We start from the raw sequence: 26052 nt of genomic DNA, 5'->3' as shown, positions 1-26052 counted from the left end.
CTGACTGCCGAGGAAACCTAACACGATGAACTGTGAGTTACCACACAGGATCGAGTCACATCGTAAACGTGCGTTACCGGCGGCGCGACTCGAGGGCAGTCGGGCCATCGACCCGCCTCCTAGGCTGGTGACATGGGCATCAGGAACAGTGGCCGTCGTGTCAACGCGGCCGTCGACGGACTGGCCTCGAAGGTCGACGGGCAGACCGCCGACGTGGCCCGCAGGGCCGCTCCGGTCATCACGCTGGCGGTGCGGCTGCTGCGCTGGCCCTCGTTGCTCGTGCTGGTCGCGGCCTGGCCGTTCCTGGCCGGCCTCGCGGTCGTGGCGCTGGTCGCCGACGACACGTGGCTGAAGGTGCTGGCGGGCGGGCTCGCGGGTCTCGGTGCCGTCGTGTCCGCGGCGTTCGCGCTGCGCCGGCACCGCGTGCTGGACGCCGTGCGCGACGAGCCGCAGTTCGCGACCGAGCTGGGCATCGCCGTCTCCCTCAGTGACGACGTCGGGGAGGCGCGCCAGGCCCTCGGACAGCTGGCGGGGACCACGGGCGGCGTTCGCGTGTTCTCGCGGCTCAAGGGCCTTTGGCGCGGCTTCGGCGTGGCCCCGGGCGTCCTCGAGAGCATCGACGACCTGCCCCGCGCGCGCTGGTTCTTCCCGCCGAGGATCGGCACGTCCGTGACGCTGTCCCTCGCCGCACTGCTGCTCGTGCCGGTGTCGTTCCTGGCCTGCCTGCTGCTCGTGATCGCGGCCGCTGCTCGCTGACGCGGCTGTGAGGACCGCGGTGGGTCAGGGGGTCCGGCGACGCAGGGTGAGTGAGGCCAGCGCGATCGACCCGGCAGCGAAGCCGACCAGCACGACGAGGTCGACCGCCCGCTCGGCCGGGTCACCTCCGGCCGCCAGGGACGAGAACGCCTCGGTCGAGTAGGTCAGCGGCATCACGACCGAGAGCCAGCGCAGGACGTCCGGCATCTGGTCGACGGGCACGAGCAGCCCACAGACGAGCAGCTGCGGGATGATCACGAGCGGCATGAACTGGACCGCCTGGAACTCGGTCCGCGCGAACGCCGACGCCAGCAGGCCCAGGGCCGTGCCGACGACCGAGCTGAGGATCGCGAACAGCAGCCCCTCCCACGGCCGGTCCAGGCCCAGGTCGAGCGCCCACTGGCCCACGGCGAGGTTGATCGCCGACTGCACCAACGCGACCAGGCTGAGCGCCACGGCGTAGCCGCCGATCAGCTCGCCACGACGCAGGGGAGTGGTCAGGAGTCGCTCGAGAGTTCCCGAGATCCGCTCCCGCACCATCGTGACGCTCGTGATCAGGAACATCAGGATGAACGGGAAGAGCGCCAGCATCTGCGGCCCGATGCGCTCGAACACCTGCGGCTGACGGTCGAACACGTACCGGAACAACAACAGCAGCAGAGAGGGCAGCAGGAGCAGCATCACGACGCTGCGCGGGTCGTGCCCGAGCTGGGCGAGCACCCGCCGCGCGGTCGCCAGGGTGCCGGTCACGGGAGGTCCTCCCCGGCCAGGGCGAGGAACGCCGACTCGATGTCGCCGGTTCCCGTGGCCGAGCGCAGCGCCGCGGGCGTGTCCTGGGCGATGAGCCGCCCCTCCCGCATCAGCAGGACCTCGTCGCACCGGTCGGCCTCGTCCATGACGTGGCTCGAGACGAGCAGGGTGGCCCCGCCCCCGGCGAGCTGCGCGAACAGTCGCCACAGGTCACGCCGCAGCACCGGGTCGAGGCCGACGGTCGGCTCGTCCAGGAGGTAGAGGTCCGGTGCGGTCAGCAGGGCGGCCGCGAGGGAGACGCGGGCACGCTGTCCTCCCGACAGGTCCCGCACCAGCTGCCCGCGTTGCACGGTCAGGTCGACCGACTCCAGCACCTCGGCGATCCGCTCGGACGGCGTCCCGTGGATCGCGGCGAAGTAGGCGATGTTCTGCGCGACGGTGAGGTCGGCGTACATCGAGTTGGCCTGGGTCACGTACCCGACGCGACGACGGTTGGCGACCGATCCGGCCGGCTCGCCCAGGACGCTGACGGCGCCTGCCTGCACGACCTGGACGCCCGCGAGCGAGCGGATCAGCGTGGACTTCCCGCACCCGCTCGGACCCAGCAGGCCGGTGACCCGGCCCCGGGGGATCGTCAGGTCGAGGCCGTCGAGGACAGCCCGTCCGCCACGCTCGACCACGAGCGCACGGACCTCCACGGCGGCGGTTGCCATGTGCCGACTGTCGCACCGACCTCGGCCGGGGCGCCACCCTGCCGCGGAAGGCCGAGACGGCCCGGGAGCCCGGGTCGACGGCCGACTAGGCTGGCCGCGTGTCGTGCGATGTCGAACTCACCGTGGTCGAGGGCGGCAACGCGCTCTCCGCCTTCCGCGCCCGTGCCCTCCTCGCTCGCCTGCAGGCGGTCGTCCCGGGACTGACCGGCGTCAGCGCTCGGTACGTCCACTGGATCGCGAGCGAGCGGCCGCTCGACGCGGCCACCGCCGAGACGGTCGCGCAGATCCTCGACTACGGCGACCCGGCCGAGCCCACGCCCGAGGGCACGCTGGTCGTCGTCGCGCCGCGACTCGGCACGATCTCGCCGTGGTCCAGCAAGGCCACCGACATCGTCCACAACTGCGGGCTCGACGTCCGCCGGGTGGAGCGCGTCACCGAGTTCACGCTGGTCGGCACGGCGCTGACCGAGGACCAGCTCGCGACGTGCGCCGACGTACTTCACGACCGCATGACCGAGACCGCGCTGCCCAGCCGCGAGGCCACCGCCGGGCTGTTCGCCGAGCGCGAGGCCGAGCCGATGGAGCGTGTCGACGTGCTCGGTGAGGGCCGCGACGCGATCGTGCGCGCCGATGCCGACTTCGGGCTGGCGCTGTCCGACGACGAGATCGACTACCTCGTCGACGCGTTCACCGACCTGGGCCGCAACCCCAGCGACGTCGAGCTGATGATGTTCGCGCAGGCCAACTCCGAGCACTGCCGCCACAAGATCTTCAACGCCGACTTCGTGGTCGACGGTGAGCCGCAGGAGCGCTCGCTCTTCGCCATGATCCGGCACACCGAGGCCGTCGCCGGCGAGGGCACGATCGTGGCCTACAAGGACAACGCCTCGATCATGCGCGGCGGCCCGGCCACCCGCTGGCTGCCCGAGGGCGCCGACGGCCCGACCCCGTACCGCGCCCGCGAGGGCGACGTGCACGTCCTGATGAAGGTCGAGACCCACAACCACCCGACGGCCATCTCGCCCTTCCCGGGCGCCGCGACGGGTGCCGGCGGCGAGATCCGCGACGAGGGCGCCACGGGCCGCGGCTCCGCCCCGAAGGCGGGTCTCACGGGCTTCGTGGTCTCGAACCTGCACCTGCCGGACACCGATGAGCCCTGGGAGTCCGAGCAGTACGGCCGGCCCGAGCACATCGCCAGCCCGCTCGACATCATGATCGAGGGCCCGATCGGCGCCGCGGCCTTCAACAACGAGTTCGGCCGTCCGGGCCTGGGCGGGTTCTTCCGGGTCTACGAGCAGACCGTCGACGGGGTCCGCCGCGGCTATCACAAGCCGATCATGAGCGCCGGTGGCCTGGGCTCGATCAGCGCCGAGATGACCGAGAAGATCCACTTCCCCGACGGCAGCCTGCTGATCCAGCTGGGCGGACCCGGCATGCGCATCGGCATGGGCGGCAGCGCGGCCTCGTCCAAGGCGGCGGGCGCCAACGCGGCCGAGCTGGACTTCGACTCGGTGCAGCGCGGCAATCCCGAGATCGAGCGGCGCGCGCAGGAGGTCATCAACCACTGCTGGTCGCTCGGCGACGACAACCCGATCCTGTCGATCCACGACGTGGGCGCCGGCGGCCTGTCCAACGCCTTCCCCGAGCTGGTCGACGACGCGGGCATGGGCGCCCGCTTCGACATCTCTGCCGTGCCGCTGGAGGAGTCCGGCCTGGCGCCCAAGGAGATCTGGAGCAACGAGAGCCAGGAGCGCTACGTCCTGGCCATCGCGCCGGAGTCGCTCGAGAGGTTCGAGGCCCTGTGCGAGCGCGAGCGTTGCCCCTTCGCGGTCGTGGGCGTCGCCCGTGACGACCGTCAGCTGGTCCTCGCGCCCGAGGAGCCGGGCGGGGAGTTCCCCATCGACATGCCGATGGACGTCCTGCTGGGCAAGCCGCCGAAGATGGTCCGCGACGTCACGCGGGTCGAGTGGTCGTCGCCCGAGCTGGACCTGGCCGGCATCGACGCCCGCTCCGCGGCGTACTCCGTGCTGCGGCATCCCACCGTCGCGTCGAAGCGGTTCCTGGTCACGATCGCCGATCGCACCGTGGGCGGCACGACGCACCGCGACCAGATGGTCGGCCCGTGGCAGGTCCCCGTCGCCGACGTGGCCGTCACGCTCACGGACCACGTGGGCTTCTCGGGCCAGGCGATGGCCAGTGGCGAGCGCACGCCCCTCGCATCCACCGACGGCCCGGCGTCCGGCCGGATGGCCGTGGGCGAGGCGATCACCAACCTGCTGGCCGCCCCGATCGACCTCCCGGGCGTGAAGCTCTCGTGCAACTGGATGGCGGCGTGCGGTGAGGACGGCGAGGACGCGGCCCTCTACGACACGGTGCACGCCGTCGCGATGGAGCTGTGTCCCGCGCTGGGGATCTCGGTCCCCGTCGGCAAGGACTCGCTCTCGATGCGCACGCGCTGGACCGACGAGTCCGGCGCCGAGAAGCAGGTCACCGCGCCCGTCTCGCTCGTCGTCACGGCGTTCGCGTCGCTGCCCGACGTGCGCGGCACCGCGACTCCCGAGCTGCCGGCCGGCGCGGCACTGCTGCTGGTCGACCTGGGGGCCGGTGCGAACCGCCTGGGCGGATCGATGCTGGCGCAGGTCAACGACGAGTTCGGCGGCACCGTTCCCGACCTCGACGACCCGCAGCGCCTGGTGGCGCTCGTCGACGGCGTCAACGCGCTGCGCGACGCGGGCCTGCTCGCGGCGTACCACGATCGCTCGGACGGCGGCCTGTGGGCGGCCGCCTGCGAGCTGGCGTTCGCCGGCGGGGTCGGCCTGGAGCTGGACACCGACGACCTCGCCGCCCTGTTCACCGAGGAGCTCGGCGCCGTCCTGGCGGTGCCGGCCGATCGCGTCGACGAGGCGCTGGAGCTGCTCGCCGAGCACGGCCTTGCTGACCTGGCGAGCCGGGTCGGCGCGTCCACCGAGCAGCGACGCATCCGCGTCCCGGGCCTGGGCATCGACGAGTCGCTGCACGACCTGGCGCAGGCGTGGGACGAGGTCTCGTGGCGCATCGCGCGCCTGCGGGACAACCCCGCGTGCGCCGACGAGGAGCACGCGGCGATCGGCGCCGACGAGCCGCTGCTGACGCTCGAGACCACGTTCGACCCGACGGTCGACGTCGCGGCGCCGTACCTCACCGGCCGGGCCCGCCCGAAGGTGGCGATCCTGCGCGAGCAGGGCGTCAACTCCCACGTCGAGACCGCCTTCGGCTTCGACCGGGCCGGCTTCGACGCGTACGACGTGCACATGACCGACCTGCAGAGCGGTCGCTTCGACCTCGCCGACGCCGTCGGCCTGGTCGCCTGCGGCGGGTTCTCGTACGGCGACACGCTCGGCGCGGGGGAGGGCTGGGCCCGCTCGGTCCTGTTCAACCCGGCACTCACCGACGCCTTCACGACGTTCTTCGAGCGGACCGACACGTTCGGACTCGGCATCTGCAACGGCGCCCAGATGTTCGGCGCGCTCGCCGAGATCATCCCGGGCGCCGAGGCATGGCCGCGGTTCACCCGCAACGTCTCCGAGCAGTACGAGGCCCGGCTGTCGCTCGTCGAGATCCTCGACTCGCCGTCGGTCCTGTTCGCCGGCATGGCAGGGTCGAAGGTGCCGATCGCCGTCGCACACGGCGAGGGCTTCCCGAACTTCACGGGCCGTGGCGACGCCGACGCGGTCCACCGCGTCGCGCGGTTCGTCGACGTCCACGGCAACGCGGCCACCACCTACCCCGCGAACCCGAACGGCGCGGGCGACGGACTGACCGCCGTCACGACGCCTGACGGGCGCTTCACGGCGATGATGCCGCATCCCGAGCGCGTCCAGCGCAACATCCAGATGTCGTGGAACGCCGGCGATCCGGCGGCCGAGAGCCCGTGGTCCCGACTGTTCCGCAATGCGCGCGCCTGGGTGGACTGAGGGCCAATGGAACCGACCGTGTCGTCTAGTCCCAATGGGGGATTTTCGGCGCTGACCTTGGGTTCGACCCCCCTCGTCCGCGTACTCTCGGTATGTGGCCTTGCATCCCCCCGGTGAACGCGTGAGCGAACCGCTCGACGATCGGCTGCGCGACGATGACGCGCTGGCCGAGATCGAGCTGACCTCGCGCCTCATGATCGCCGCGTCGGGTGCCGGGGACCGGCTCTCGCAGGACGAGATCGACGGTCTGCTGGGCCTCGACCAGGACGCCTGACAGGCCTCGGTTGACGGCCGCGCGCCGCGAACACCTACCATGGCAGAGTCTGCCCGCCCGCCTGTTTGAGGAGCCCCGCGTGCGTTTTCGCATCCGACCGGTCGAGACCTCGTTCTACGACCTTTTCACCGAGTCGGCCAATCACTTGGTCACAGGTGCCGGAATCGTCGCCCGACTGCTCGAGCCGGGCGTCGACACGGCGGCGCTCGCCGCTGAGATGAACGACGCCGAGCACGCTGCGGACGAGACGACGCACGCGATCATCCGGCTCGTGAACAGCACGTTCGTGACGCCCTTCGACCGTGAGGACATCTACGACCTGGCCAGCGGCCTCGACGACGTCATGGACTACATGGAGGAGGTCGTCGACAGCGTCGCCCTCTACGGCGTCCACGAGTTCCCCGAGGCGTTCGCCGCCCAGATCGAGGTCCTGCGCCGCGCGTGCAACCTCACGGCCGAGGCGATGCCGCGCCTGCGCACGATGAAGGACCTCGAGGAGTTCTGGATCGAGATCAACCGTCTCGAGAACGAGGGCGACCGGAACCACCGCCGGATCCTGGCGGACCTGTTCGACGGCAACTACAAGGCCATGCAGGTGCTCAAGCTCAAGGACATCGTCGAGGCGACGGAGCAGGCGATCGACGCCCTCGAGACCGTCGCCAACACGATCGAGCAGATCGCCGTCAAGGAGTCCTGAGTGGACCTGGTCATGGTCATGGTGGTCACGGTCGTCGTGATCGCCCTCGTGTTCGACTACACGAACGGCTTCCACGACGCAGCCAACGCCATCGCCACCTCGGTCTCGACCCGGGCGCTGACGCCGCGCGTCGCGCTGGCCATGGCGGCCATCTTGAACTTCGTCGGAGCGTGGCTCGGTGTCGGGGTCGCCAAGACGATCCAGGGGATCATCGACATCGACGGCGGGGTCAGCAGCGTCACCGATGCCGACCGCGCCCATGCGCTGACGATCGTGCTGGCCGCGCTCGTCGGTGCGATCACGTGGAACCTGATCACCTGGTACTTCGGCATCCCGTCGTCGTCCTCGCACGCCCTCATCGGCGGCATCGTCGGCGCCGGCGTCGCCTCCTCGACGGTCGTCCACTGGGACACGCTGGTCGACAAGGTCGCGATTCCGATGATCCTCAGCCCCGCGCTGGGCTTCTTCCTCGCCTTCGGCCTCATGACCGCGATCATGTGGCTCTTCCGCCGGGCCAAGCCGACGCGCGTGAACCGTGGCTTCCGCGCCGCCCAGACCGTCTCGGCCGCCGGCATGGCGCTGGGTCACGGACTGCAGGACGCCCAGAAGACGATGGGCATCATCGTGCTGGCCCTCGTGGCCGGCGGCCTGCACGACGGCGAGGACGTCCCGTTGTGGGTCATCGTCGCCGCGGCCAGCGCGATCGCCGCCGGCACCTACTCGGGCGGCTGGCGCATCATGCGCACGCTCGGCCGGCGCATCATCGAGCTGGACCCGCCGAAGGGCTTCGCCGCCGAGGCGACGGCTGCCAGCGTCCTCTACGTCATGGCGATCGGCCTGCACGCGCCCGTCTCGACGACGCACACCATCACCTCGGCGATCATGGGCGCCGGTGCGACCAAGCGCTTCAGCGCGGTCCGCTGGGGTGTGGCCAAGGGCATCGTCATCGCGTGGATCATCACGATGCCCGCGGCCGCCGCGGTCGCCGCGACGTTCTACTTCCTCGCGCGCCCGTTCCTGCCGTAGACGGAGGAAGGGCCCTCGCCACCTCGTCGCCATGGCGAGGAGCGAAGCGACGAGGGGCCGACCCGGCGGAGCTCTGCGGAGCCGGGAGTGAGCGCGAAGCGAAGCGAGCGCGATCGGCCCATCATCCGAAGCGGCCCTGGATGTAGGCCTCGGTGGCGGGGTCGTCGGGGTTGGCGAACATCTTCTCCGTGGGGCCCAGCTCCACGAGCCGTCCCGGCTGGCCGACGCCCGCCAGGTTGAAGAACGCGGTCTGGTCCGAGACGCGGGCCGCCTGCTGCATGTTGTGGGTGACGATCACGATCGTGTACTCGCTCTTGAGCTCGTGGATAAGGTCCTCGATGACGCTCGTCGAGATGGGGTCCAGCGCCGAGCACGGCTCGTCCATCAGCAGGACCTCGGGCTCCACGGCCACGGCGCGTGCGATGCACAGGCGCTGCTGCTGGCCGCCGGAGAGGCTCGAGCCGGGGCGGTCGAGGCGGTCCTTGACCTCGGCCCACAGGCCGGCGGCCCGCAGTGCCTGCTCGACGATGTCGTCGGCCTCGGTCTTCTTCATCCGCTTGCTGTTCAGCCGCTGTCCCGCCAGGACGTTCTGCGAGATCGACATCGTCGGGAACGGGTTCGGCCGCTGGAAGACCATGCCGATCTTGCGGCGGACGTTCACCGGGTCCATGTCGCCGGCGTACAGGTCCTGGCCGTCGACGAGGACCTTGCCCTCGACGCGGGCGCCGCGGATCACCTCGTGCATGCGGTTGAGTGACCGCAGGAAGGTCGACTTGCCGCAGCCCGAGGGGCCGATGAACGCCGTGACGGCGCGGGCGGGGATGGCGATGTTGACGCCTTCGACGGCGAGGAAGTCGCCGTAGTAGATGTTCAGGTCCGAGACGTCGATGCTCTTGGCCATGAGGGTTCCTTCCGGGAGGTCAGCGCTCGCCCTTGGGCGAGAAGAAGTGGGAGACGAGGCGGGCGACGAGGTTCAGCACCATGACGATGACCAGCAGGACGAGCGCCGCGCCCCAGGCGCGCTCGATGCTGGGCTCCGGCGGCACGCCGGGCTGCATGATCGACGAGTACGTGAAGACCGGGAGGGTCGCCATGCGTCCGTCGAAGAGGTTGAAGTTGACCGAGTCGGTCGCGCCGGCGATGACCAGCAGGGGAGCGGTCTCGCCGATGACCCGCGCGATCGCGAGCGTGATGCCCGTGACGATGCCGGCCAGTGCGGTCGGCAGGACGACCTTGACGATCGTCCGCCACTTCGGCACACCGAGGGCGTACGAGGCCTCGCGCAGCTCGTTGGGGACCAGCTTGAGCATCTCCTCGCAGGAGCGCACGACCGTGGGAACCATCAGCACCGCGAGCGCGACCGCGCCGCCGATGCCCATCCGGACTCCGTCACCGAAGAACACGACGAACAGGGCGTAGGCGAACAGGCCGGCGACGATCGACGGGATGCCCGTCATGACGTCGACCAGGAAGCGGATCCAGGTCGACATGCGACCGTCCTCGCCGTACTCGATCAGGTAGATCGCGGTGAACAGGCCGATCGGCACCGAGATGGCGGTGGCTCCCGCGGTGATCAGCAGGGTGCCGATCATCGCGTGGTAGATGCCGCCGCCCTCGCCGACGACGTTGCGCATCGAGTACGTGAAGAACTCGGCGCTCAGGACCGGCAGGCCCTGCTCGAGGACGGACCACATGATGCTGCCGAGCGGGATGAGGGCCAGGCCGAAGGCGGAGGTGACCAGCAGCGTCACGAGCCGGTCGGTGGCGCGCCGGCCGCCCTCGACGACACGCGACCAGATCGGGACGGTGAACGTCAGCGCGTAGCCGAGCAGCGCCAGGCGGACACCGCCGACGATCCCGAACAGGCCCAGGACGACCAGCGCGATCGCGACGGCGTGGATCGTGCGCACGGCCGCGACGGGAAGCGTCCGCGTGCGCAGGGAGTCCGCGAGGTCGTCCGCGCGGGGAGGCGGGGTCAGGGTGGTGGTGGTCATCTCAGTTCGCTCCCGAGAATTCCTTGTTGCGCGCGACGATGGCCCGCGCGGCGAAGTTGACGATGAAGGTGATGATGAACAGCACCAGTCCGGTGGCGATCAGGGCGTTCACGGTCAGGCCGCTCGCCTCGGGGAAGGACTGCGCGATGTTCGACGCGATGGTGTTGGGGTTGCCCGAGCTGATGACGTTGAAGGTGATGACGCCCGAGGCGCTCAGCACCATGGCGACCGCCATCGTCTCGCCGAGGGCGCGGCCGAGGGCGAGCATCGCGGCCGAGACCATGCCCGAGCGCGCATACGGGAAGACGGCCATCTTGGTCATCTCCCAGCGGGTCGCGCCCAGGGCCAGTGCGGCCTCCTCGTGCAGGCGCGGCGTCTGCAGGAAGATCTCGCGGCAGATCGCCGTCATGATCGGCAGCACCATGATCGCGAGGACGAGGGCCGCCGTGAGCAGCGTGCGGCCGGTCGCCGAGGCGGGCCCGGCGAACAGCGGGATGAAGCCGAGGTTCTCCTCGAGCCACACGTAGACCGGCTGGATCGCCGACGAGAGCGTCAGGATGCCCCACGTGCCGTACACGACGCTGGGCACCGCTGCGAGCAGGTCGATGAGGTAGCCGATCGGCTGCGCCAGCTTGCGCGGTGCGTAGTGCGAGATGAACAGCGCGACGCCGATCGCGACGGGGGTCGCGATGGCCAGGGCGATGACCGCGGCCCACAGCGTGCCGAAGACGAGCGGGGTGACGTAGTTGAGGAACGTCTCGCCGCTCTTGACCTCGTCGGGGGAGGCCGTGACACCGGGGATGCCCTCGGCGGTCAGGAAGATCGCCACCCCGGCGAGAGTCGCCAGGATGACGATGGCCGCGCCCAGGGAGATGCCGCGGAAGACGCGGTCTCCCGGCCTGGTGGCCGGTCGCGGTTCGGTGGAGGTGCTCACATGGTGTCCTTGGTGGAGGTCGTCTGGTGCCCATGACCCGGGCGAGGAAGATCGTCCCTCGCCCGGACCAAAGGCATCAGGCGATCGAGTCGATGGCTTCCTGGACCTTGGCGGAGAAGTCGTCCGACAGCGGCGCGGAGCCGGCGGCGTCGGCGGACGCGGCCTGGCCGTCGGCGCTGGCGACGTAGGTCAGCCACTCCTTGACCAGCTCGGCCTCCTTGGCGTCCTCGTACTCCTGGCACGCGATCTGGTACGAGACCAGGACGATCGGGTAGACGCCCGCGGCGTCGGTCGTGCGGTCGATCTCGAGGGCCATGTCGGTCTCGGCGCGACCCTCGACCGGCGTCGCGGAGTCGAGGACCTTGGCGGCGGCCTCGGGCGTCGGCGCGACGAACTCCTCGCCGACCTTGACCGCGACGGTGCTCAGCTCGCCGGCCTGGCTGGCGTCGGCGTAGCCGATCGTGCCCTGGCCGCCGGAGACGGCCTGGATCACGCCGGAGGTCTGCTGGGCGGCCTCGCCACCCTTGACCGGCCACTCCTCGACCTCGCCGTGCGACCAGGAGCCCTCGGAAGCGGCGTCGAGGTACGCGGTGAAGTTCTCGGTGGTGCCCGAGGCGTCACCGCGGTGGACGGGCGTGATGGCCGAGTCGGGCAGCTCCGCGTCGGGGTTGTCCGCCGCGATTGCCTTGTCGTTCCACGTGGTGATGTCGCCCGCGAAGATCGCGCCGAGCGTCTTGGCCGAGAGCTGCAGGTCCTCGACGCCGTCGAGGTTGTAGACGACGGCGACAGGGCTGACGTAGACCGGGACGGTCACGATGTCGGAGCTGCAGCGCTCCGTCGCGCTCGCGACCTCCTCGTCGTCGAGGAACGCGTCCGAGCCGGCGAACGAGACGCCGCCCGCGATGAACTGCTCACGTCCGCCGCCGGAGCCGATGGCGTCGTAGTTGACGGTGACGTCCGCGTTCGCGGTCTGGAAGCCCTGCTTCCACGCGTTGACGGCGGACTGCTGCGAGCTGGCGCCGGCACCGTTGAGCGTGCCGCTGAGCGAGCTGCCGCCGTCGGAGTCGCTGCCGGAGTCGCCCTCGTTGGCGGCGCCACAGGCGGACAGGCCGAAGAGCAGCGCAGCTCCGGCCGTGGTGGCGGCCATGGTGCGCAAGGACTTGCGGTTCACGTGAGTTTCCCTCTCTTGGAGCTGTGTGGAGGCGATCGCCTCGAACAACCCCACGCTAGGAATCCCAGGTGTATCGATCCCGCGACGAGGGTGAACAGGAGGTGAACCATCGGGGAATGATGGGTTCGAGGTCCTGGTAATCCGGGCAGGAACGGGTGCGCCACGTCACACGCGACGTCCTTGCGCCGGGGCTCAGATCAGCTCGGAGGCGACGACCTTGCCCTTGCGGTGGTGGATCACGAGGCCCTGGCCGGGCGACAGGACCGGCCCGCTGATGCCCAGGGCAGCGTAGACGTCCGGCAGGGTCGGGCGGTGGGTGCACGCCACGGTCGGCCGCTTCGTGCCCATGAGTGCCTCGATCGCCCGCTCGACCTGTCCGGCGGGCACGCCGTCGCCGAGGCGGTCGTCCAGCTCGAGCAGCTCATCGGTGGTCGCGATGTAGGGGTCGACGGTCTGCACGGTGCGGGTCGCCGGGCTGCTGACGACGCGGCGGACGCCGAAGGCGGTCAGCAGGGGGACGAGCTCCTTCGAGCGGTCGTGGCCCGCGGCGGCGAGCGGCCGTTCGAGGTCGCCGCCGTCGAACTCGGCGCGGGTCATCGCCTTCGCGTGGCGCAGCACGATCAGGGTGCGCGACTTGTGGCGCTTCTGCGCCGTCACGTCCTCGAACGCCTCCAGCAGGCTGCGGTCGTGCTCGTAGCTCAGCTTCTTGCGGGCGTCGCGCGGCGCCACCCACCTCAGCTCGTCCACCTCGCGGTTGGGCTGGAAGTCCGACTCGTCGCCCACGAGGCGGCAAGTCCAGTACGCGACCTGTTTCACGCCGCCCTTGACGCGGTAGGTCACCTCAGGGAGCGGGTGCACGAGCCGCACCTCGTACCCCGTCTCCTCGGCGATCTCGCGCACCGCGGTGACGGGCAGCGGCTCGCCGGGATCGGCCTTGCCCTTCGGGAAGGTCCAGTCGTCGTAGCGCGGCCGGTGGACCAGCAGCACCTCGATGGCGCCGGGGGCGGCCTTGCGCCACACGATGCCGCCGGCGGCCTGGATGACCTTGTTCGTCATGCGCGGGAGCGACGGGAGCGAGCTCGGGCGATGAGCACCTCCTGGACGTTCGTGCCGTCCACGCGGGTCCAGCTGCCGTCGGGTCCCAGGTGCCACGACAGGGTCTCGTCGTCGCTCATCAGCTCGAGCAGCTCGGTCAGCTGCTCGGTGTGCTCGCGCGAGGGGAGCTTCACGAGCACCTCGATGCGTCGGTCGAGGTTGCGGTGCATGAGGTCGGACGAGCCGATCCACACCTCGCTGTCCTCGCCGGCGCCGAAGGTGAAGACACGGCTGTGCTCGAGGAAGCGGCCCAGGACGCTGCGGACCCGGATCCGCTCGGAGAGCCCGGGCACGCCCGGTCGCAGGGCGCAGATCCCGCGGATGACGAGATCGACCTCGACCCCCGCGCGGGAGGCCTCGTAGAGCTTGTCGATGAGCGTCTCGTCGACCAGCGAGTTGAGCTTGAACGCGATGCGGGCGGGGCGGCCCGCCCGGTGGCTCTCGATCTGGTGGTCGATGCGCGCGAGCAGACCCTTGCGGAGCTCGCGCGGGGCGACGAGCAGGCGGTCGTAGTCGCTCGTCATCGCATAGCCCGACAGGCTGTTGAACAGCTCGGTCAGGTCGTGCGTGATCTCGGGGTTCGAGGTCAGCAGGCCGAGGTCCTCGTAGTGCCGGGCGGTCTTCGGGTTGTAGTTGCCGGTGCCGATGTGGGCGTAACGGCGGAGCCCGTCGGGCTCGTCGCGGATCACGAGCGCCAGCTTGCAGTGCGTCTTGAGGCCGACGAGCCCGTACACGACGTGGCAGCCGGCCCGCTCGAGCTTGCGGGCCCAGCGGATGTTCGCCTGCTCGTCGAAGCGCGCCTTGATCTCGACCAGGACCAGCACCTGCTTGCCGGCGCGTGCCGCGTCGACGAGCGAGTCGATGATCGGCGAGTCGCCGGAGGTGCGGTAGAGCGTCTGCTTGATCGCGAGCACCTGCGGGTCGGCGGCGGCCTGCTCGACGAACCGCTGCACGCTCGTGGCGAACGAGTCGTACGGGTGGTGGACCAGCACGTCCCGCTTGCGCAGGGCGCTGAACATGTCGGCCGGGCTGGCGGTCTCGACCTCGGCGAGGTGCTCGTGCGTGCTGGGCACGAACGGGGGGAACTTCAGGTCGGGCCGGTCGATGTCGGCGATCTCGTTGAGGCTGCGCAGGTCCAGCGGCCCGCTCAGCCGGATGACCTCCTCGTCCGAGACGCCGAGCTCGCCGACCAGCAGCTCGAGGACCGCGTCGGACATCTCCTCGTCGACCTCGAGTCGCACGGGCGGACCGAACCGGCGGCGCAGCAGCTCCTTCTCGAGTGCCTTGAGCAGGTTCTCGGCGTCGTCCTCCTCGACCTCCAGGTCCTCGTTGCGCGTGACGCGGAACGTGTGGTGGTCGATGATCTCCATGCCGGGGAAGAGGCTGTCGAGGTTCGCCGCGATGATGTCCTCGAGGGCGACGAAGCGCCCCTCCGCCGCCTTGACCCAGCGCTGGATGACGGGCGGCACCTTGACGCGGGCGAAGTGCTCCTTGCCGGTCACCGGGTTCCGCATGACCAGCGCGATGTTGAGCGAGAGACCCGAGATGTACGGGAACGGGTGCGCCGGGTCGACCGCCAGCGGGGTCAGCACCGGGAAGACGCGACGGTGGTAGAAGTCCGTGATCCGGCCCTGCTCCTCGGCGGTGAGCTCGTGCCAGCGCAGCAGCCAGATCTCCTGTTCCGCGAGCGCGGGCAGGACCGCCTCGTGGAGCAGGTCGGCCTGGCGCTCGAGCAGGACGCGGCTGGCCTGCAGGCTCGAGCTGAGGACGGCTCGAGGGTTGAGCCCGCTGGCCGACGGGACCGCGACGCCGGCGGCGATGCGCCGCTTGAGGCCGGCGATCCGGACCATGAAGAACTCGTCCAGGTTGCTGGCGAAGATCGCCAGGAAGCGGGCGCGCTCGAGCAGGGGCAACGACTCGATCTCGGCCATCTCCAGGACGCGCGCGTTGAAGGCGATCCAGGACAGCTCACGATCGAGGAACCGGTCGGCGGGCAGCGCGCCCTCCGTCGCGTCGAACGGCGGATCGACGTCGAACTCGTCGGGGGAGGAGGCGAGCGGTTCGGTCACCGTCAGGTCGGTGGTCTCCATGGCTTCACGATCGCACGTTCAGGTGAAGCGCGGGTGAACGGAACTCAGCCCAGGAGTCGGGTGGCGACGTACACGCTCATGGCGATCGCCGCCCACAGCGGGACGGACAGCAACACGAGCAGGGACATCGACCGACGGAAGCCGGGGCGAGCGACGGGGGTCTCGCCCAGGGGCGCGGCCAGGCTGGGCTGGTCGCGCGGTTCGTACGGCACGGCCTTGGCGCTGCTGCTGCTCATCTGCGTTCCTCTCGTTGGGTACGAGACGCTGAGTCCTGACTTTCATGATGAGGCACGTCTGGACTTCTCGCAGGGTGAATGGTGGTTTTGGTGTGACTCGTGCGCCTGATGAGGTCCTCGCGGAGGTGTAGCAAGCGCCGGATCGGCCCGATCGTGCGAGCCTAGAGCCCGTAGAGCACGTCGCGCGCCTTCTCGGTGAACCCGAGTCGGCGGTAGACGGCCAGCGCCGGATCGTTGTCGCCCTCGACATAGAGGTCGATGGCGTCGACGCCCTGCGCCCATAGGTGGCGCAGCCCGACGGCCGTCAGCACCGTCCCGAGGCCGCCGCCGTGGGCCGAGGGGTCGACCCCGACGACGTAGACCTCGCCGACCCCGTCCTCGACCTTGGTCCAGTGGAACCCCACGACGTCGCCGTCGCGCTCGGCGACGAACAGCCCGGCCGGATCGAACCAGGGCTCGGCGCGGCGCCGGTCGAAGTCGGCGCGGTCCATCGCGCCCTGCTCGGGGTGAGTGGCGAAGGCACGCGCGTTGACCGCGATGACGCCGTCGGCGTCGGCGTCCTGGAAGGGCCGGATGGTGACTCCGTCCGCCGCGCGCGGCTCGGGGACGTCTCGATCGACCGTCGTCAGCACCAGCAACGTGCGCAGGGCGCGCAGCCCGGTCGCCGCGGCGAGTGCCTGAGCCCCGGGCAGGTCGCCGTGCGCCCAGAAGCGGGTCTCGCCGCGCTCGACGAGGTCGTCGACGAGGGCGCGTGCACGCCCTTGGCGCCGGTACCGCGGGTGGACGACGAACTCGACCGGCGCGTCCCCGACGGCGACGGCTCCGACCACCTCGTCGTACCGCTCGAGGCGCAGCGGGGCACCGTCGCGCAGGGCGATCGTCGTGGCCTCGTTGAACGGCGCCACGCCGTCGGTCTCGTGGGCCACTCGGGCCAGGTCGATCAGGGTCATGCGCGCTCCTGGAGTGCTCGCAGCTGGTGGGCGACCTCGGCGGCCATCGCCCGGGCGAAGGACTCGGGGTCGTCGTCCTCGGGCTCGGGCACGAGGTGATGCACGGCCCCGGACTCGTGCAGGTCGAAGGCGCTGATCCGCTGCTCCTTCGACAGCTGTGCGGCGTGCTCGACGTCGCCGAACACGATCGCGCTCGCGCCCTCGGGCGGCAGCGGCGACAGCCACGAGTTCTCGGCGGCGATCACCCGCGACGCGGGCAGCAGGGCGAGCGCTCCGCCGCCGCAGCCCTGGCCCAGCAGGACGGACACGGACGGGACACGCATCGTCGCCATCGTGCTGATGCACCGGGCGATCTCGCCGGCGATGGCGCCCTGCTCGGCCTCGGGCGACAGCTCGGCGCCGGGGGTGTCGATGAAGGACACGAGCGGCAGCCCCAGCTCGTTCGCCAGCTTCATCCCGCGACGGGCCTCGCGCAGCGCCGCCGGCCCCATGGGCTTGATCCGGCTCTGCGTCGTGCGGTCCTGGCCGATCACGATGCACGGCTCGCCGTCGATGCGCGCCAGCGCGATGATCATCGCCGCGTCGCGCTCACCGCGCTCGGTCCCCTGCAACCGGATGATGGAGTCGGTGCCCCACCGCAGTACCTCGCGGACCCCGGGTCGGTCGGGCGTGCGGGTCAGCAGCACGGAGTCCCACGCGTCGTGCCGCCGCTCGGTGGCGGGCCCGCGACGCTGCCGGCTGGGCTCCGCGGGCGGGTCGATCAGGATGGACAGCGCGGTGTCGACCATCGACGGCAGCTCCTCGGGCATGACGACGGCGTCGATGATGCCGCGGTTCGCGAGGTTGTCCGAGGTCTGGATGCCCGGCGGGAACGGCGTGCCGTTGAGCAGCTCGTAGACCTTGGGGCCGAGGAAGCCGACCAGGGCACCGGGCTCGGCGATCGTGATGTGCCCCAGCGAGCCCCAGGACGCGAACACGCCGCCGGTGGTCGGATGGCGCAGGTAGACGAGGTACGGCAGCCCGGCCGCCTTGTGGTCCATCAGCGCGCGCGAGATGTCGACCATTCGCACGAAGGCGGGGGTGCCCTCCTGCATGCGCGTTCCGCCGGAGGCCGTGGTGGCCAGGACCGGGATGCCTTCCGCGGTCGCGCGCCGGACTGCCCGGACGATGCGCTCGGCGGCCACCTGGCCGATCGATCCCGCCAAGAACTTGAACTCGTTCACCAGGACGGCGACGGGGCGGCCTCGCATGAGGGCACGGCCCGTGATGACTGACTCGTCGGTGCCGGCCCGCTCGGCGGCGGCCAGCAGGTCCGTTCGATAGGGCTCGGGGCGGCTGTCGTGGTCGACCGGCTCGTCCCACGACTCCCACGTGCCGGGGTCGAGGACGAGGTCGATGAGCTCACGCGCAGTCAGTCGGGACACGGCACCCAGTATGGCCCGTTCCGGGCGACTCGACCCGTGCCCAGGACGCGGTCCGGCCACTACAGTGACCGCCGTGTCCACCTTTCACGCCATCATCCCGGCCGGTGGGGCGGGTACCCGCCTGTGGCCGCTCTCGCGTCGCTCGCGGCCCAAGTTCCTGCTCGACCTCGAGGGCACGGGGCGCACGCTGATCCAGCAGACGTGGGACCGGATGCTGCCCCTGACCTCGGCCGAGAACATCCACGTCGTGTCGGGTGCCGCCCACGGCAGCGCGATCGCCGAGCAGCTGCCAGAGCTGGTGAACCTGCTGCTGGAGCCCTCGCCGCGCGACTCGATGCCCGCGATCGGCCTGGCCGCGGCGATCATCGAGCGCGCGGATCCCGACGCCGTCGTCGGGTCGTTCGCCGCCGACCACCGGATCCCCGATCCGGAGCGCTTCGCCGAGGCCGTGCGCGAGGCGATCACGGTCGCCGAGCAGGGGTACGTCGTCACGATCGGGATCTCTCCCACCGAGCCCTCCACCGCGTTCGGCTACATCGAGTCGGCGGATCCCCTGGCGGGCTTCGCGTCCGCGCGGGCCGTCCGCACGTTCGTCGAGAAGCCGGACGAGCAGACCGCCCGCGACTACCTGGCGTCGGGCGACTTCGTCTGGAACGCCGGGATGTTCGTGGCCCGAGCGTCCGTCCTGCTGGACTCGCTCGCGCGGTTCCAGCCCGAGTTGGCCGCGGGGCTGCGGGCGATCGCCGCCACGTGGGGGAAGCCGACCTTCGTGGCCGAGCTGGGCCGCTCGTGGCCCAGCCTGGCCAAGATCGCGATCGACCATGCCGTCGCCGAGCCGTTGGCCGCCGAGGGTGGCATGGCGGTCGTCCCGGCGACCTTCGGCTGGGACGACCTGGGCGACTTCGCCTCGATCGCCCCGCTCGGTTCGTCGCCCGACGTGCTGTGGGTCGACGCCGACGGCGTCGCCCGGGGTGAGGAAGGCGTGCAGATCGCCGTGCTGGGCCTGCGCAACGTCGCCGTCGTGCAGACCCCGGACGCCGTCCTCGTGCTCGACCTCGCGCAGTCCCAGCGCGTCAAGGAGATCGTCGGCCGGCTGCCCGAGCTCGAGCGCGACGACCTGCTCTGACCGCTTCGCTCCGCGAGGCGTCCGCGCCGCGCCGGGTTCCCACTTTTGGACGCACATCCACGCCTGACGTGCCGAATGGCGTGGAACAGCGTCCAAAAGTGGAGACGGGAGCGCGAACGCTGCCGCGGCCGCAAGAGGTCAGGGGATGGCGCGAACGGGGCGGGCGCCCAGCAGGTCCTTGAGCTCGGAGTCGGGCGTGTTCGGGCCGGGCAGGTAGATCTGGGCCACCTCGCCGGTGCCGGCGAGCGTCAGCTCGCCGTCCTCGACGTCGGTGTAGACCGCCTCGCCGCGACTGAGCGAGATCTTCTCGCCGTGGGAGTTCAGGACCTGGACGCCGCCGCCGATGCACATCACGATCGAGTGTGCCGCGGTGATGAGCGTGACGCCGTCCGGGTCGCCGGGCGAGACCTGCGTGACGGCCAGCGCGAACTCCTCGACGGCGGGGCTGTAGACCTCGGTCGAGAACGAGGGGTAGCCGGGCTCGACCCGCGCCACGCGCGCCATGCCGGCCTCCAGGCACCGGATCAGGCCCTCGGGATCGAGCGCCTTGCGGGTCAGGCCGGCGCGCATGACGTTGTCGGAGTTCGCCATCGCCTCCAGGCACAGGCCCGACAGGTGGGCGTGGATCACGCCGGTGCCCAGGAACATCGCCTCGCCGGGCTGCAGCGTGAACCGGTTGAGCAGCAGGGACACCACGATGCCCACGTCACCCGGGTGATGGCGGGCGATCATCGACGCGGTGCTGTAGGCGCGCTTGATGTCGACGCCGTCGTGGACCAGCGCCTTGCACTGGATGACGAGCTGCGAGACCTCGTTGGGCGGCGGGGGCGCGATCAGCAGGTTCTCGAGGACCCGGACGATGCCCTTGAAGCCCGGCTTGGCGCGCAGGGTGGCCGAGGCGGCATTGACCGCGGGGGAGTCGAGCTGGGCGAAGACCCGCAGGATCTCGGCCGTCGGGCGGAACCCGACGAGCGTGTCGAAGGTGCTCAGCGCGTAGACCATCTCGGGCTTGTGCCGCGTGTCCTTGAAGACGCGCTGCGGCGAGTCGAGGGGGATGCCGGCGGCCTCCTCGTGCTCGAACCCGGCGCGGGCCTCGTCGGCGTTGGGGTGCACCTGGATCGACAGCGGCTGCTCGGCCGCGAGGATCTTGAGCATGAACGGCACGTCGCCCGCGACGTCCGACAAGGGCCGCAGGCCCTCGGGCGTCTCGACCTGCGAGGGCGCCAGGGGGTGGGTGCCGAGCCACATCTCGGCGACGGGCTCGCCGTTGCCCGTGCGGCCCAGGAACCGGGGGATGTCGCTGGTCGAGCCCCAGTCGTAGGCCTGGGTCATGTTGTGCAGACGACGCATGTACTCAACAGTAGACTCCCTCGCGTGTCCCGACCCCAACTTGTCGCCTTCGATCTCGACGACACCCTCGCCCCCTCGAAGTGCGCGATTCCAGCTCCCATCGGCGACCTGCTGGTGCGTCTGGCCGAGCGGGTCGAGGTCGCGATCATCTCGGGCGGACAGCTCGAGCAGTTCCGCAAGCAGGTGGTCGAGCAGCTGCCCGCGGCCGACGCGACCGTCCTCGAGCGCATCCACCTGCTGCCCACGTGCGGGACGCAGTACTACCGCCTGCGCGACGGCGACATCGTCACCGTCTACGCCCACGCCCTGACCGAGGACGAGCGTGACCGTGCGCTCGCCGCGGTCGAGGACGAGGCGAAGCGCCTCGGCCTGTGGGAGTCGCGGACCTGGGGCGACATCCTCGAGGACCGCGGCTCGCAGATCACGTTCTCGGCGCTGGGTCAGCAGGCCCCGATCGACGCGAAGATGGCGTGGGACCCCGACGGCGCGAAGAAGTCGCTGCTGCGCGATGCGGTGGCGGCCCGGCTGACGGACCTCGAGGTGCGATCCGGCGGCTCCACGTCGGTCGACATCACGCACCGGGGCATCGACAAGGCCTATGGCATGAAGCAGTTGGCGGACGCCACGGGGATCAGCCTCGACGACATGCTGTTCGTCGGCGACCGGCTGGACCCGGACGGCAACGACTACCCCGTGCTCGCGCTTGGGGTCCCGTGCCAGGCGGTCGAGGGGTGGGAGGACACCGTGGAGTACCTCGAGACCCTCATCCCGACGCTGGATTGAACCTCAGGCGCGGCCCGACACCTGCTGTCGTGCCGCCTGCTGGCGCTCCTGGGCCCGCTCGGCCGAGCGCTCGGCCGCCTCGCGCTTGGCGACGAAGCGGTAGCCGACGTTGCGGACCGTGCCGATGAGCGTCTCGTTCTCGGGGCCCAGCTTGGCGCGCAGGCGCCGCACGTGGACGTCGACGGTGCGGGTGCCGCCGAAGTAGTCGTAGCCCCACACCTCCTGCAGCAGCTGCTGGCGGGTGAAGACCCGACCCGGGTGCTGCGCGAGGAACTTGAGCAGCTCGAACTCCTTGAACGTCAGGTCCAGGGAGCGGCCCTCGAGCTTGGCCGTGTAGGTGACGTCGTCGACGACCAGCCCGCTGGCGCTGATGACGTGGCTGTCGTCGTCGGACTTGTCGCCACCGGCGGCGATCCGGCCGATGCCCAGTCGCAGGCGGGCCTCCAGCTCGGCCGGGCCGGCGGTCGTGAGGATGACGTCGTCCATGCCCCAGTCGGAGGCGGCAACGGTGAGTCCACCCTCGGTGAGGATGAGGATCAGCGGGCACTCGATTCCGGTCGAGCGGATGACGCGCGTGAGGCTGCGCACCTGGGCGAGGTCGAGGCGACCGTCCACCAGGACGGCATCGCACGGCGGCGCGTCGAGCAGGGCGCTGGCCTCCGCGGGGAGGATCTTGACGTGGTGGGGGAGCAGCGCGAGCGCGGGCAGGACCTCGACAGAGGACTGCGTCGTCTTCGTCAGCAGCAGCAGGTGGGACACGGAATTGGCCTCCTATGCACGTCGAGGCCCCGACGAACAGGTGTTCATCGAAGCCTCATTGCGCCGTCAACGATACTTCATGTGACAGGGGCGTGATGCAGGCGCCCCGACATGCGCCCCATGTCACACCGATGACACATGGGTGCGCGCCGAGGCGGGAGGGCCGATGAGCGGGATCGAAGTGCTGGGAGTCGCGTTGGTGGCGGCGGCGGTGGCGGCCGTCCTCCTGCAGTGGAAGAACGGGCGCTTCTCCGCCCGTCCCGCGAGTGAGGACCGCCCACGACTCTCGGCGGCGGAGCTCGGTGCGCCGCTGGGCGACCGCGCGACGCTCGTGCAGTTCTCGAGCTCATTCTGCGCGCCCTGCCGCGCGACGCGTCAGGTTCTGACCCAGGTCGTCGACCTCGTCCCGGGGGTCACGACGGTCGAGATCGACGCGGAGTCCCAACTGGAGCTCGTGCGGCGACTCGACGTCCTGCGCACCCCGACCGTGCTGGTGCTGGACGCGCAGGGCGCGATCGTGACGCGCGCCTCGGGTGCGCCCACGCGCGACCAGGTGCTGGTGGCGCTGGAGGCCGCCGTCGTCCGCTGACAGTCTCGCGATGCGGACGTCCGTCTCACATAGCGGGATTCAGGCGGGGTCGAGGCCGGATGGCCCCCTAGGCTTGCCGCATGTTCACGACACACCTCACCCGACGCCGCGCAGTGGACAACTGCCGCACGCGTTCGGCGCTGTGTCGTCTGCGCTGACGTCCCACCCCACGTTTCGTACTGTCAGCCATCCCTCCAGTTCGGAGAGTCCGTCATGCCCTCACAGACCTCGGTCGACCCGCGTGCGCTGCGCTTCGCCGCCGCCGTCACCACCGTGGTGCTCGCGCTCGTCCTCGTGACGCCCTCGCCGGTGCGCGAGGTGCTCCTCGCGGCGCAGGCGATCGTGTTCGCACTGGGCGCGTTCGTGTCGCTCACGGCCTCGCCGTGGTCGTGGCTGTTCCGCACGGTCGTGCGACCGCGCATCGGCGCCTCGGCCCGGACCGAGGACCCGGGCCCACCGCGATTCGCCCAGACCGTCGGACTCACGTTCTCGGTCGTCGGGCTCGTCGCACTCTTGGCCGGTGCCACCACCGCCGGCCTGGTCGCGGTCGGATTCGCCTTCGTCGCCGCCCTGCTCAACGCCGCCACGGGCTTCTGCCTGGGCTGCGAGCTCTACCTGACCACCCGCCGCCTCGCCCGCACCGTCGCGTGAGCGCCTGAGACATCACCTCCCACCCACCACTTCGCAGAGGAAAAGGAACACCATGAGCCGCGAGACCGCACTCGTCAACGCCGACTGGGTCGAGGACCACCTGGACGATCCGAAGGTCGTCCTCATCGAGGTCGACGAAGACGTCGAGGCCTACGACAAGGGGCACATCCCCGGCGCCGTCAAGCTGGACTGGAAGAAGGACCTGCAGGACGGCGTCCGCCACGACTTCATCAGCAAGGACCGCCTCGAGAAGCTGCTGAGCGAGAAGGGCGTGTCCAACGACGACACGATCGTCTTCTACGGCGGCAACAACAACTGGTTCGCGGCCTACGCGTACTGGTACCTCAAGTACTACGGGCACCAGGACCTGCGCCTGCTCGACGGCGGCCGCAAGAAGTGGGAGCTCGACAGCCGCGAGCTGACGGCCGAGGTCCCCGAGCGTGAGGCCACCACCTACACGGCGCAGGAGCCGCGCGAGGACATCCGCGCCTACCGTGACGACGTCCTCTCGGCGATCGGCTCGCAGAACCTGATCGACGTGCGCAGCCCCGACGAGTTCGCCGGCCGCCTGCTCGCCCCGGCGCACCTCCCGCAGGAGGCCGCGCAGATCGGCGGCCACATCCCCACCGCCGGCAACGTGCCGTGGAGCAAGGCCGCCAACGACGACGGCACGTTCAAGAAGGACGAGGACCTCAAGGAGCTCTACGCGAACGCGGGCCTCGACGAGGGCAAGGACACGATCGCGTACTGCCGCATCGGCGAGCGCAGCTCGCACACGTGGTTCGTGCTGAGCGAGATCCTCGGCTACAAGAACGTCAAGAACTACGACGGCTCGTGGAGCGAGTACGGCTCGCTGCGCGGCGTGCCGGTCGCGCTCGGCGACGAGCCCGGGGAGGCCTGAGATGTGCGGAGCCATCAAGGGTGGACCGAGCCTGGAGGGCGTCGACGTCACCAACCAGGCCGTGATCCAGGGCGTCGTCCTGCGTGACGACCAGCCGGTGGGCAACGCCTACGTGCGCCTGCTCGACCGCAACGGCGAGTTCACCGCCGAGGTGCCGACGTCGGCGACGGGCCAGTTCCGGTTCTTCGCCGCGCCGGGCGACTGGACGCTGCGCACGCTCGCGCCGCGCGCCGAGATCGTCGACTCGCAGGTCGTCGCGGCCAAGGGCTCGGTGGCCGAGGTCGCCGTCGCCATCTGACACAGCACGCCGAGAGGCCGGGACCCGCGACGGGGTCCCGGCCTCTCGCCGTTCCGTGCGGCCGTGGCGGTGGTCGTGACCGAAGCCGGTGACGGTGCAACTCGCAGTTCACGCAGGCTTCTGCGAGTCCATGCGGGCCCGTATCCTCGTCGGCGGCAGGCCAGGTCGAGCGAGGGAGAACGATGTCGACTGCGTACGCGGACGAGGTGCAGGAGTCCGTGCCCACGCGGCCGGCGTCTCCCGCCCCGCGGTCCCGCCGGCTGGCCGTCCCGGTCTCCGCCATCGTGACGGCCGCGACACTCGGCCTGCTCCAGGCGTGGGCTCTCGCTGCGTGGGCCGCCCAGGACGACAAGGCTCTGCGCGACGTCCTGATCAAGTGGGACGCGGGGTGGATGACCAAGATCGCGGAGTTCGGCTACTTCGGGTTCTCCGTCTCGCCGGACCCGAGCGAGCGCGTCGAGTGGCAGTCCGTGGCCTTCTTCCCGGGCTACCCGGTCCTGGTCAGGATGTTCTCCTCGCCGCTCTCGGTGCTGGGGAAGCAGGATGCGACGTTCATCGCGGCGCTGGTCGTGTCGGCCGCGGCCTCCTTCGTGTTCGCCTGGGGAGTCGCACGGCTGGCTCTCGACGTCGCGCGGCGCATGCCCACCGAGGGGTCAGTGCCGCCCGCGCTGTCGGTCCGCACGCAGGTCGTGCTGACGGTGGCGGTCACCGTCCTGGCCTTCGGTGCGCCGATGAGCTTCATCTACTGGATGCCGTACTCCGAGGCGCTGTTCAGCGCCCTGACGGTGTGGGCGCTGGTGATGATGTTGCGCCGTCGGTATCTCGCCGCGGGCGTGCTGACCCTGTTCGCCGGGCTGACCCGTCTCACCGCGATCGCGTTGATCCTGACGCTGGTCGTCGTGGCCGCCGTCGAGCTGTGGGGGTGGGCCCGCCGACGGCCGGGGTTCCCCGTCGCAGCGGTGACGGCGCCCTTCGTGGGCGCGTTGGGCATGGCTTCGTACCTGCACTGGGCCGACGGCGTGGTCGCCGAGATCGGCGGGTACTTCGCCGCTCAGGAGCGAGGCTGGAGCTCGCAGTTCGACCTCGGTCTGGCCACGCTCTCGTGGCTGAGCGAGCACCTCGTGGTGCAGAACCGGGGCGACCACGACGAGGTGGCCTACGTGCTGTCGAGCTGGGCGATCATCGTCGCCGGCGTGCTGTGCGCCTCGTCGCTGTGGCCGTTGCTGCGCCGTTGGCTGCCGTGGCAGGTCTGGCTGACGGCGATCCTCGTGGCCGGGAGCGTGCTGGGGTCGGACGGGATCATGCACGCCAGGCCGCGGCTGCTGCTCCTGCCCGTCCTGCTGCTCAGCCTGCCGTTCGTCGTGCGCGGCGTGCTGTGGGTCGCCCGGGACCGCACGCGTCGATGGGGAGGCGGTGTCCTGCTCGCGGCGGCGGGCGTCGTGTGGTGTGCGCTGGGCTTCGGGTTCTTCGGCTGGATGATCGTCGAGTTCCAGTACGGGATCTGACCGTCCTGAGCCGGACTCCGTCGGCGC

The 26052-nt window shown here is 70.6% G+C and carries 25 protein-coding genes; 12 read left to right on the top strand and 13 right to left on the bottom strand.

The genetic code is table 11. The features are described from left to right. Positions 1–132 precede the first annotated feature (132 nt). A complete protein-coding gene (locus RT323_RS01400) occupies positions 133–756 on the top strand; it encodes a hypothetical protein (RefSeq protein ID WP_313404376.1) in 624 nt (207 codons plus the stop codon). A gap of 24 nt (positions 757–780) precedes the next feature. Here the strand turns inward: RT323_RS01400 and RT323_RS01395 are convergent, their stop codons facing one another. Together RT323_RS01395 and RT323_RS01390 are read right to left on the bottom strand one after the other, a co-directional pair. Continuing rightward, positions 781–1506 carry an ABC transporter permease gene (locus tag RT323_RS01395; protein WP_313404375.1) on the bottom strand — a complete coding sequence of 242 codons (726 nt, stop codon included), beginning with the start codon at positions 1504–1506 and terminating at the stop codon, positions 781–783. Next, positions 1503–2219, bottom strand: coding sequence for an ABC transporter ATP-binding protein (locus RT323_RS01390; protein WP_313404373.1), 717 nt, complete (start codon positions 2217–2219; stop codon positions 1503–1505). Before RT323_RS01390 ends, RT323_RS01395 begins: the two co-directional genes overlap by 4 nt. A gap of 98 nt (positions 2220–2317) precedes the next feature. On the opposite strand from RT323_RS01390, the gene purL reads away from it, so the two are divergent. From purL to RT323_RS01370, 4 genes are all read left to right on the top strand, one after another. Beyond that, positions 2318–6172 (top strand): phosphoribosylformylglycinamidine synthase, encoded by a 3855-nt coding sequence (purL, locus tag RT323_RS01385; protein ID WP_313404371.1) that lies wholly within the window; start codon positions 2318–2320, stop codon positions 6170–6172. Positions 6173–6293: 121 nt separating this feature from the next. Continuing rightward, positions 6294–6446 carry a hypothetical protein gene (locus RT323_RS01380; RefSeq protein WP_313404369.1) on the top strand — a complete coding sequence of 51 codons (153 nt, stop codon included), beginning with the start codon at positions 6294–6296 and terminating at the stop codon, positions 6444–6446. A gap of 79 nt (positions 6447–6525) precedes the next feature. Further along, positions 6526–7143: a DUF47 family protein gene (locus RT323_RS01375; protein ID WP_313404367.1), complete on the top strand. Its 618-nt coding sequence runs from the start codon at positions 6526–6528 to the stop codon at positions 7141–7143. Continuing rightward, positions 7144–8169 (top strand): inorganic phosphate transporter, encoded by a 1026-nt coding sequence (locus RT323_RS01370; RefSeq protein ID WP_313404365.1) that lies wholly within the window; start codon positions 7144–7146, stop codon positions 8167–8169. Between the two features lie 121 nt (positions 8170–8290). Here RT323_RS01370 and pstB read toward each other — a convergent pair whose 3' ends face one another. From pstB to RT323_RS01325, 9 genes are all read right to left on the bottom strand, one after another. Continuing rightward, a complete protein-coding gene (gene pstB, locus RT323_RS01365) occupies positions 8291–9070 on the bottom strand; it encodes a phosphate ABC transporter ATP-binding protein PstB (protein WP_313404364.1) in 780 nt (259 codons plus the stop codon). Between the two features lie 19 nt (positions 9071–9089). After that, complete coding sequence (gene pstA, locus RT323_RS01360; protein ID WP_313404362.1) at positions 9090–10163, bottom strand: phosphate ABC transporter permease PstA; 1074 nt, start codon at positions 10161–10163, stop codon at positions 9090–9092. Between the two features lies 1 nt (position 10164). Next, entirely contained in the window at positions 10165–11097 is a 933-nt protein-coding gene (gene pstC / locus RT323_RS01355; protein WP_313404360.1) for a phosphate ABC transporter permease subunit PstC, read from the bottom strand. A 76-nt stretch (positions 11098–11173) separates the two neighbouring features. Continuing rightward, on the bottom strand, positions 11174–12268 hold the full coding sequence (gene pstS, locus RT323_RS01350; RefSeq protein ID WP_313404358.1) for a phosphate ABC transporter substrate-binding protein PstS: 1095 nt from the start codon (positions 12266–12268) through the stop codon (positions 11174–11176). 192 nt (positions 12269–12460) lie between these two features. After that, complete coding sequence (locus tag RT323_RS01345) at positions 12461–13324, bottom strand: NUDIX domain-containing protein (RefSeq protein WP_313404357.1); 864 nt, start codon at positions 13322–13324, stop codon at positions 12461–12463. Next, complete coding sequence (locus RT323_RS01340) at positions 13321–15453, bottom strand: RNA degradosome polyphosphate kinase (RefSeq protein WP_313404356.1); 2133 nt, start codon at positions 15451–15453, stop codon at positions 13321–13323. Before RT323_RS01340 ends, RT323_RS01345 begins: the two co-directional genes overlap by 4 nt. Positions 15454–15497: 44 nt before the next feature. Further along, the gene (locus tag RT323_RS01335; protein WP_313404355.1) at positions 15498–15689 is read right to left on the bottom strand and encodes a hypothetical protein; all 192 of its coding nucleotides are present in this window, start codon (positions 15687–15689) and stop codon (positions 15498–15500) included. 161 nt (positions 15690–15850) lie between these two features. After that, positions 15851–16639 (bottom strand): mycothiol synthase, encoded by a 789-nt coding sequence (mshD, locus tag RT323_RS01330; protein WP_313404353.1) that lies wholly within the window; start codon positions 16637–16639, stop codon positions 15851–15853. Continuing rightward, on the bottom strand, positions 16636–18063 hold the full coding sequence (locus tag RT323_RS01325) for a carboxyl transferase domain-containing protein (protein WP_313404351.1): 1428 nt from the start codon (positions 18061–18063) through the stop codon (positions 16636–16638). The genes mshD and RT323_RS01325 overlap by 4 nt, the downstream gene beginning before the upstream one ends. Before the next feature lie 73 nt (positions 18064–18136). Here RT323_RS01325 and RT323_RS01320 point away from each other — a divergent pair, with 73 nt between their 5' ends. Next, positions 18137–19189 carry a mannose-1-phosphate guanylyltransferase gene (locus RT323_RS01320; protein WP_313404349.1) on the top strand — a complete coding sequence of 351 codons (1053 nt, stop codon included), beginning with the start codon at positions 18137–18139 and terminating at the stop codon, positions 19187–19189. 138 nt (positions 19190–19327) lie between these two features. Here the strand turns inward: RT323_RS01320 and manA are convergent, their stop codons facing one another. After that, positions 19328–20539, bottom strand: a complete 1212-nt coding sequence (gene manA, locus RT323_RS01315) for a mannose-6-phosphate isomerase, class I (RefSeq protein ID WP_313404347.1) — start codon at positions 20537–20539, stop codon at positions 19328–19330. 24 nt (positions 20540–20563) lie between these two features. Between manA and RT323_RS01310 the strand changes: the two genes are divergently transcribed. Further along, a complete protein-coding gene (locus RT323_RS01310; RefSeq protein WP_313404346.1) occupies positions 20564–21322 on the top strand; it encodes an HAD-IIB family hydrolase in 759 nt (252 codons plus the stop codon). A 3-nt stretch (positions 21323–21325) separates the two neighbouring features. Here the strand turns inward: RT323_RS01310 and RT323_RS01305 are convergent, their stop codons facing one another. Further along, complete coding sequence (locus RT323_RS01305) at positions 21326–22081, bottom strand: response regulator transcription factor (protein ID WP_313404344.1); 756 nt, start codon at positions 22079–22081, stop codon at positions 21326–21328. 166 nt (positions 22082–22247) lie between these two features. Here RT323_RS01305 and RT323_RS01300 point away from each other — a divergent pair, with 166 nt between their 5' ends. From RT323_RS01300 to RT323_RS01280, 5 genes are all read left to right on the top strand, one after another. Then, positions 22248–22670 carry a thioredoxin family protein gene (locus RT323_RS01300; RefSeq protein WP_313404342.1) on the top strand — a complete coding sequence of 141 codons (423 nt, stop codon included), beginning with the start codon at positions 22248–22250 and terminating at the stop codon, positions 22668–22670. A gap of 213 nt (positions 22671–22883) precedes the next feature. Beyond that, entirely contained in the window at positions 22884–23321 is a 438-nt protein-coding gene (locus RT323_RS01295; protein WP_313404340.1) for a DUF4395 domain-containing protein, read from the top strand. Between the two features lie 52 nt (positions 23322–23373). Next, entirely contained in the window at positions 23374–24222 is an 849-nt protein-coding gene (locus tag RT323_RS01290) for a sulfurtransferase (RefSeq protein ID WP_313404339.1), read from the top strand. Between the two features lies 1 nt (position 24223). Then, on the top strand, positions 24224–24520 hold the full coding sequence (locus RT323_RS01285; protein WP_313404337.1) for a DUF1416 domain-containing protein: 297 nt from the start codon (positions 24224–24226) through the stop codon (positions 24518–24520). 182 nt (positions 24521–24702) lie between these two features. Beyond that, a complete protein-coding gene (locus RT323_RS01280; protein ID WP_313404335.1) occupies positions 24703–26025 on the top strand; it encodes a hypothetical protein in 1323 nt (440 codons plus the stop codon). Positions 26026–26052 lie beyond the last annotated feature (27 nt).

Source organism: Aeromicrobium sp. (assembly GCF_032084975.1).
Lineage (GTDB): Bacteria > Actinomycetota > Actinomycetes > Propionibacteriales > Nocardioidaceae > Aeromicrobium.
The sequence above is the reverse complement of the archived record's forward strand: the minus strand, read 5'-3'. Positions and strand labels throughout refer to the sequence as shown.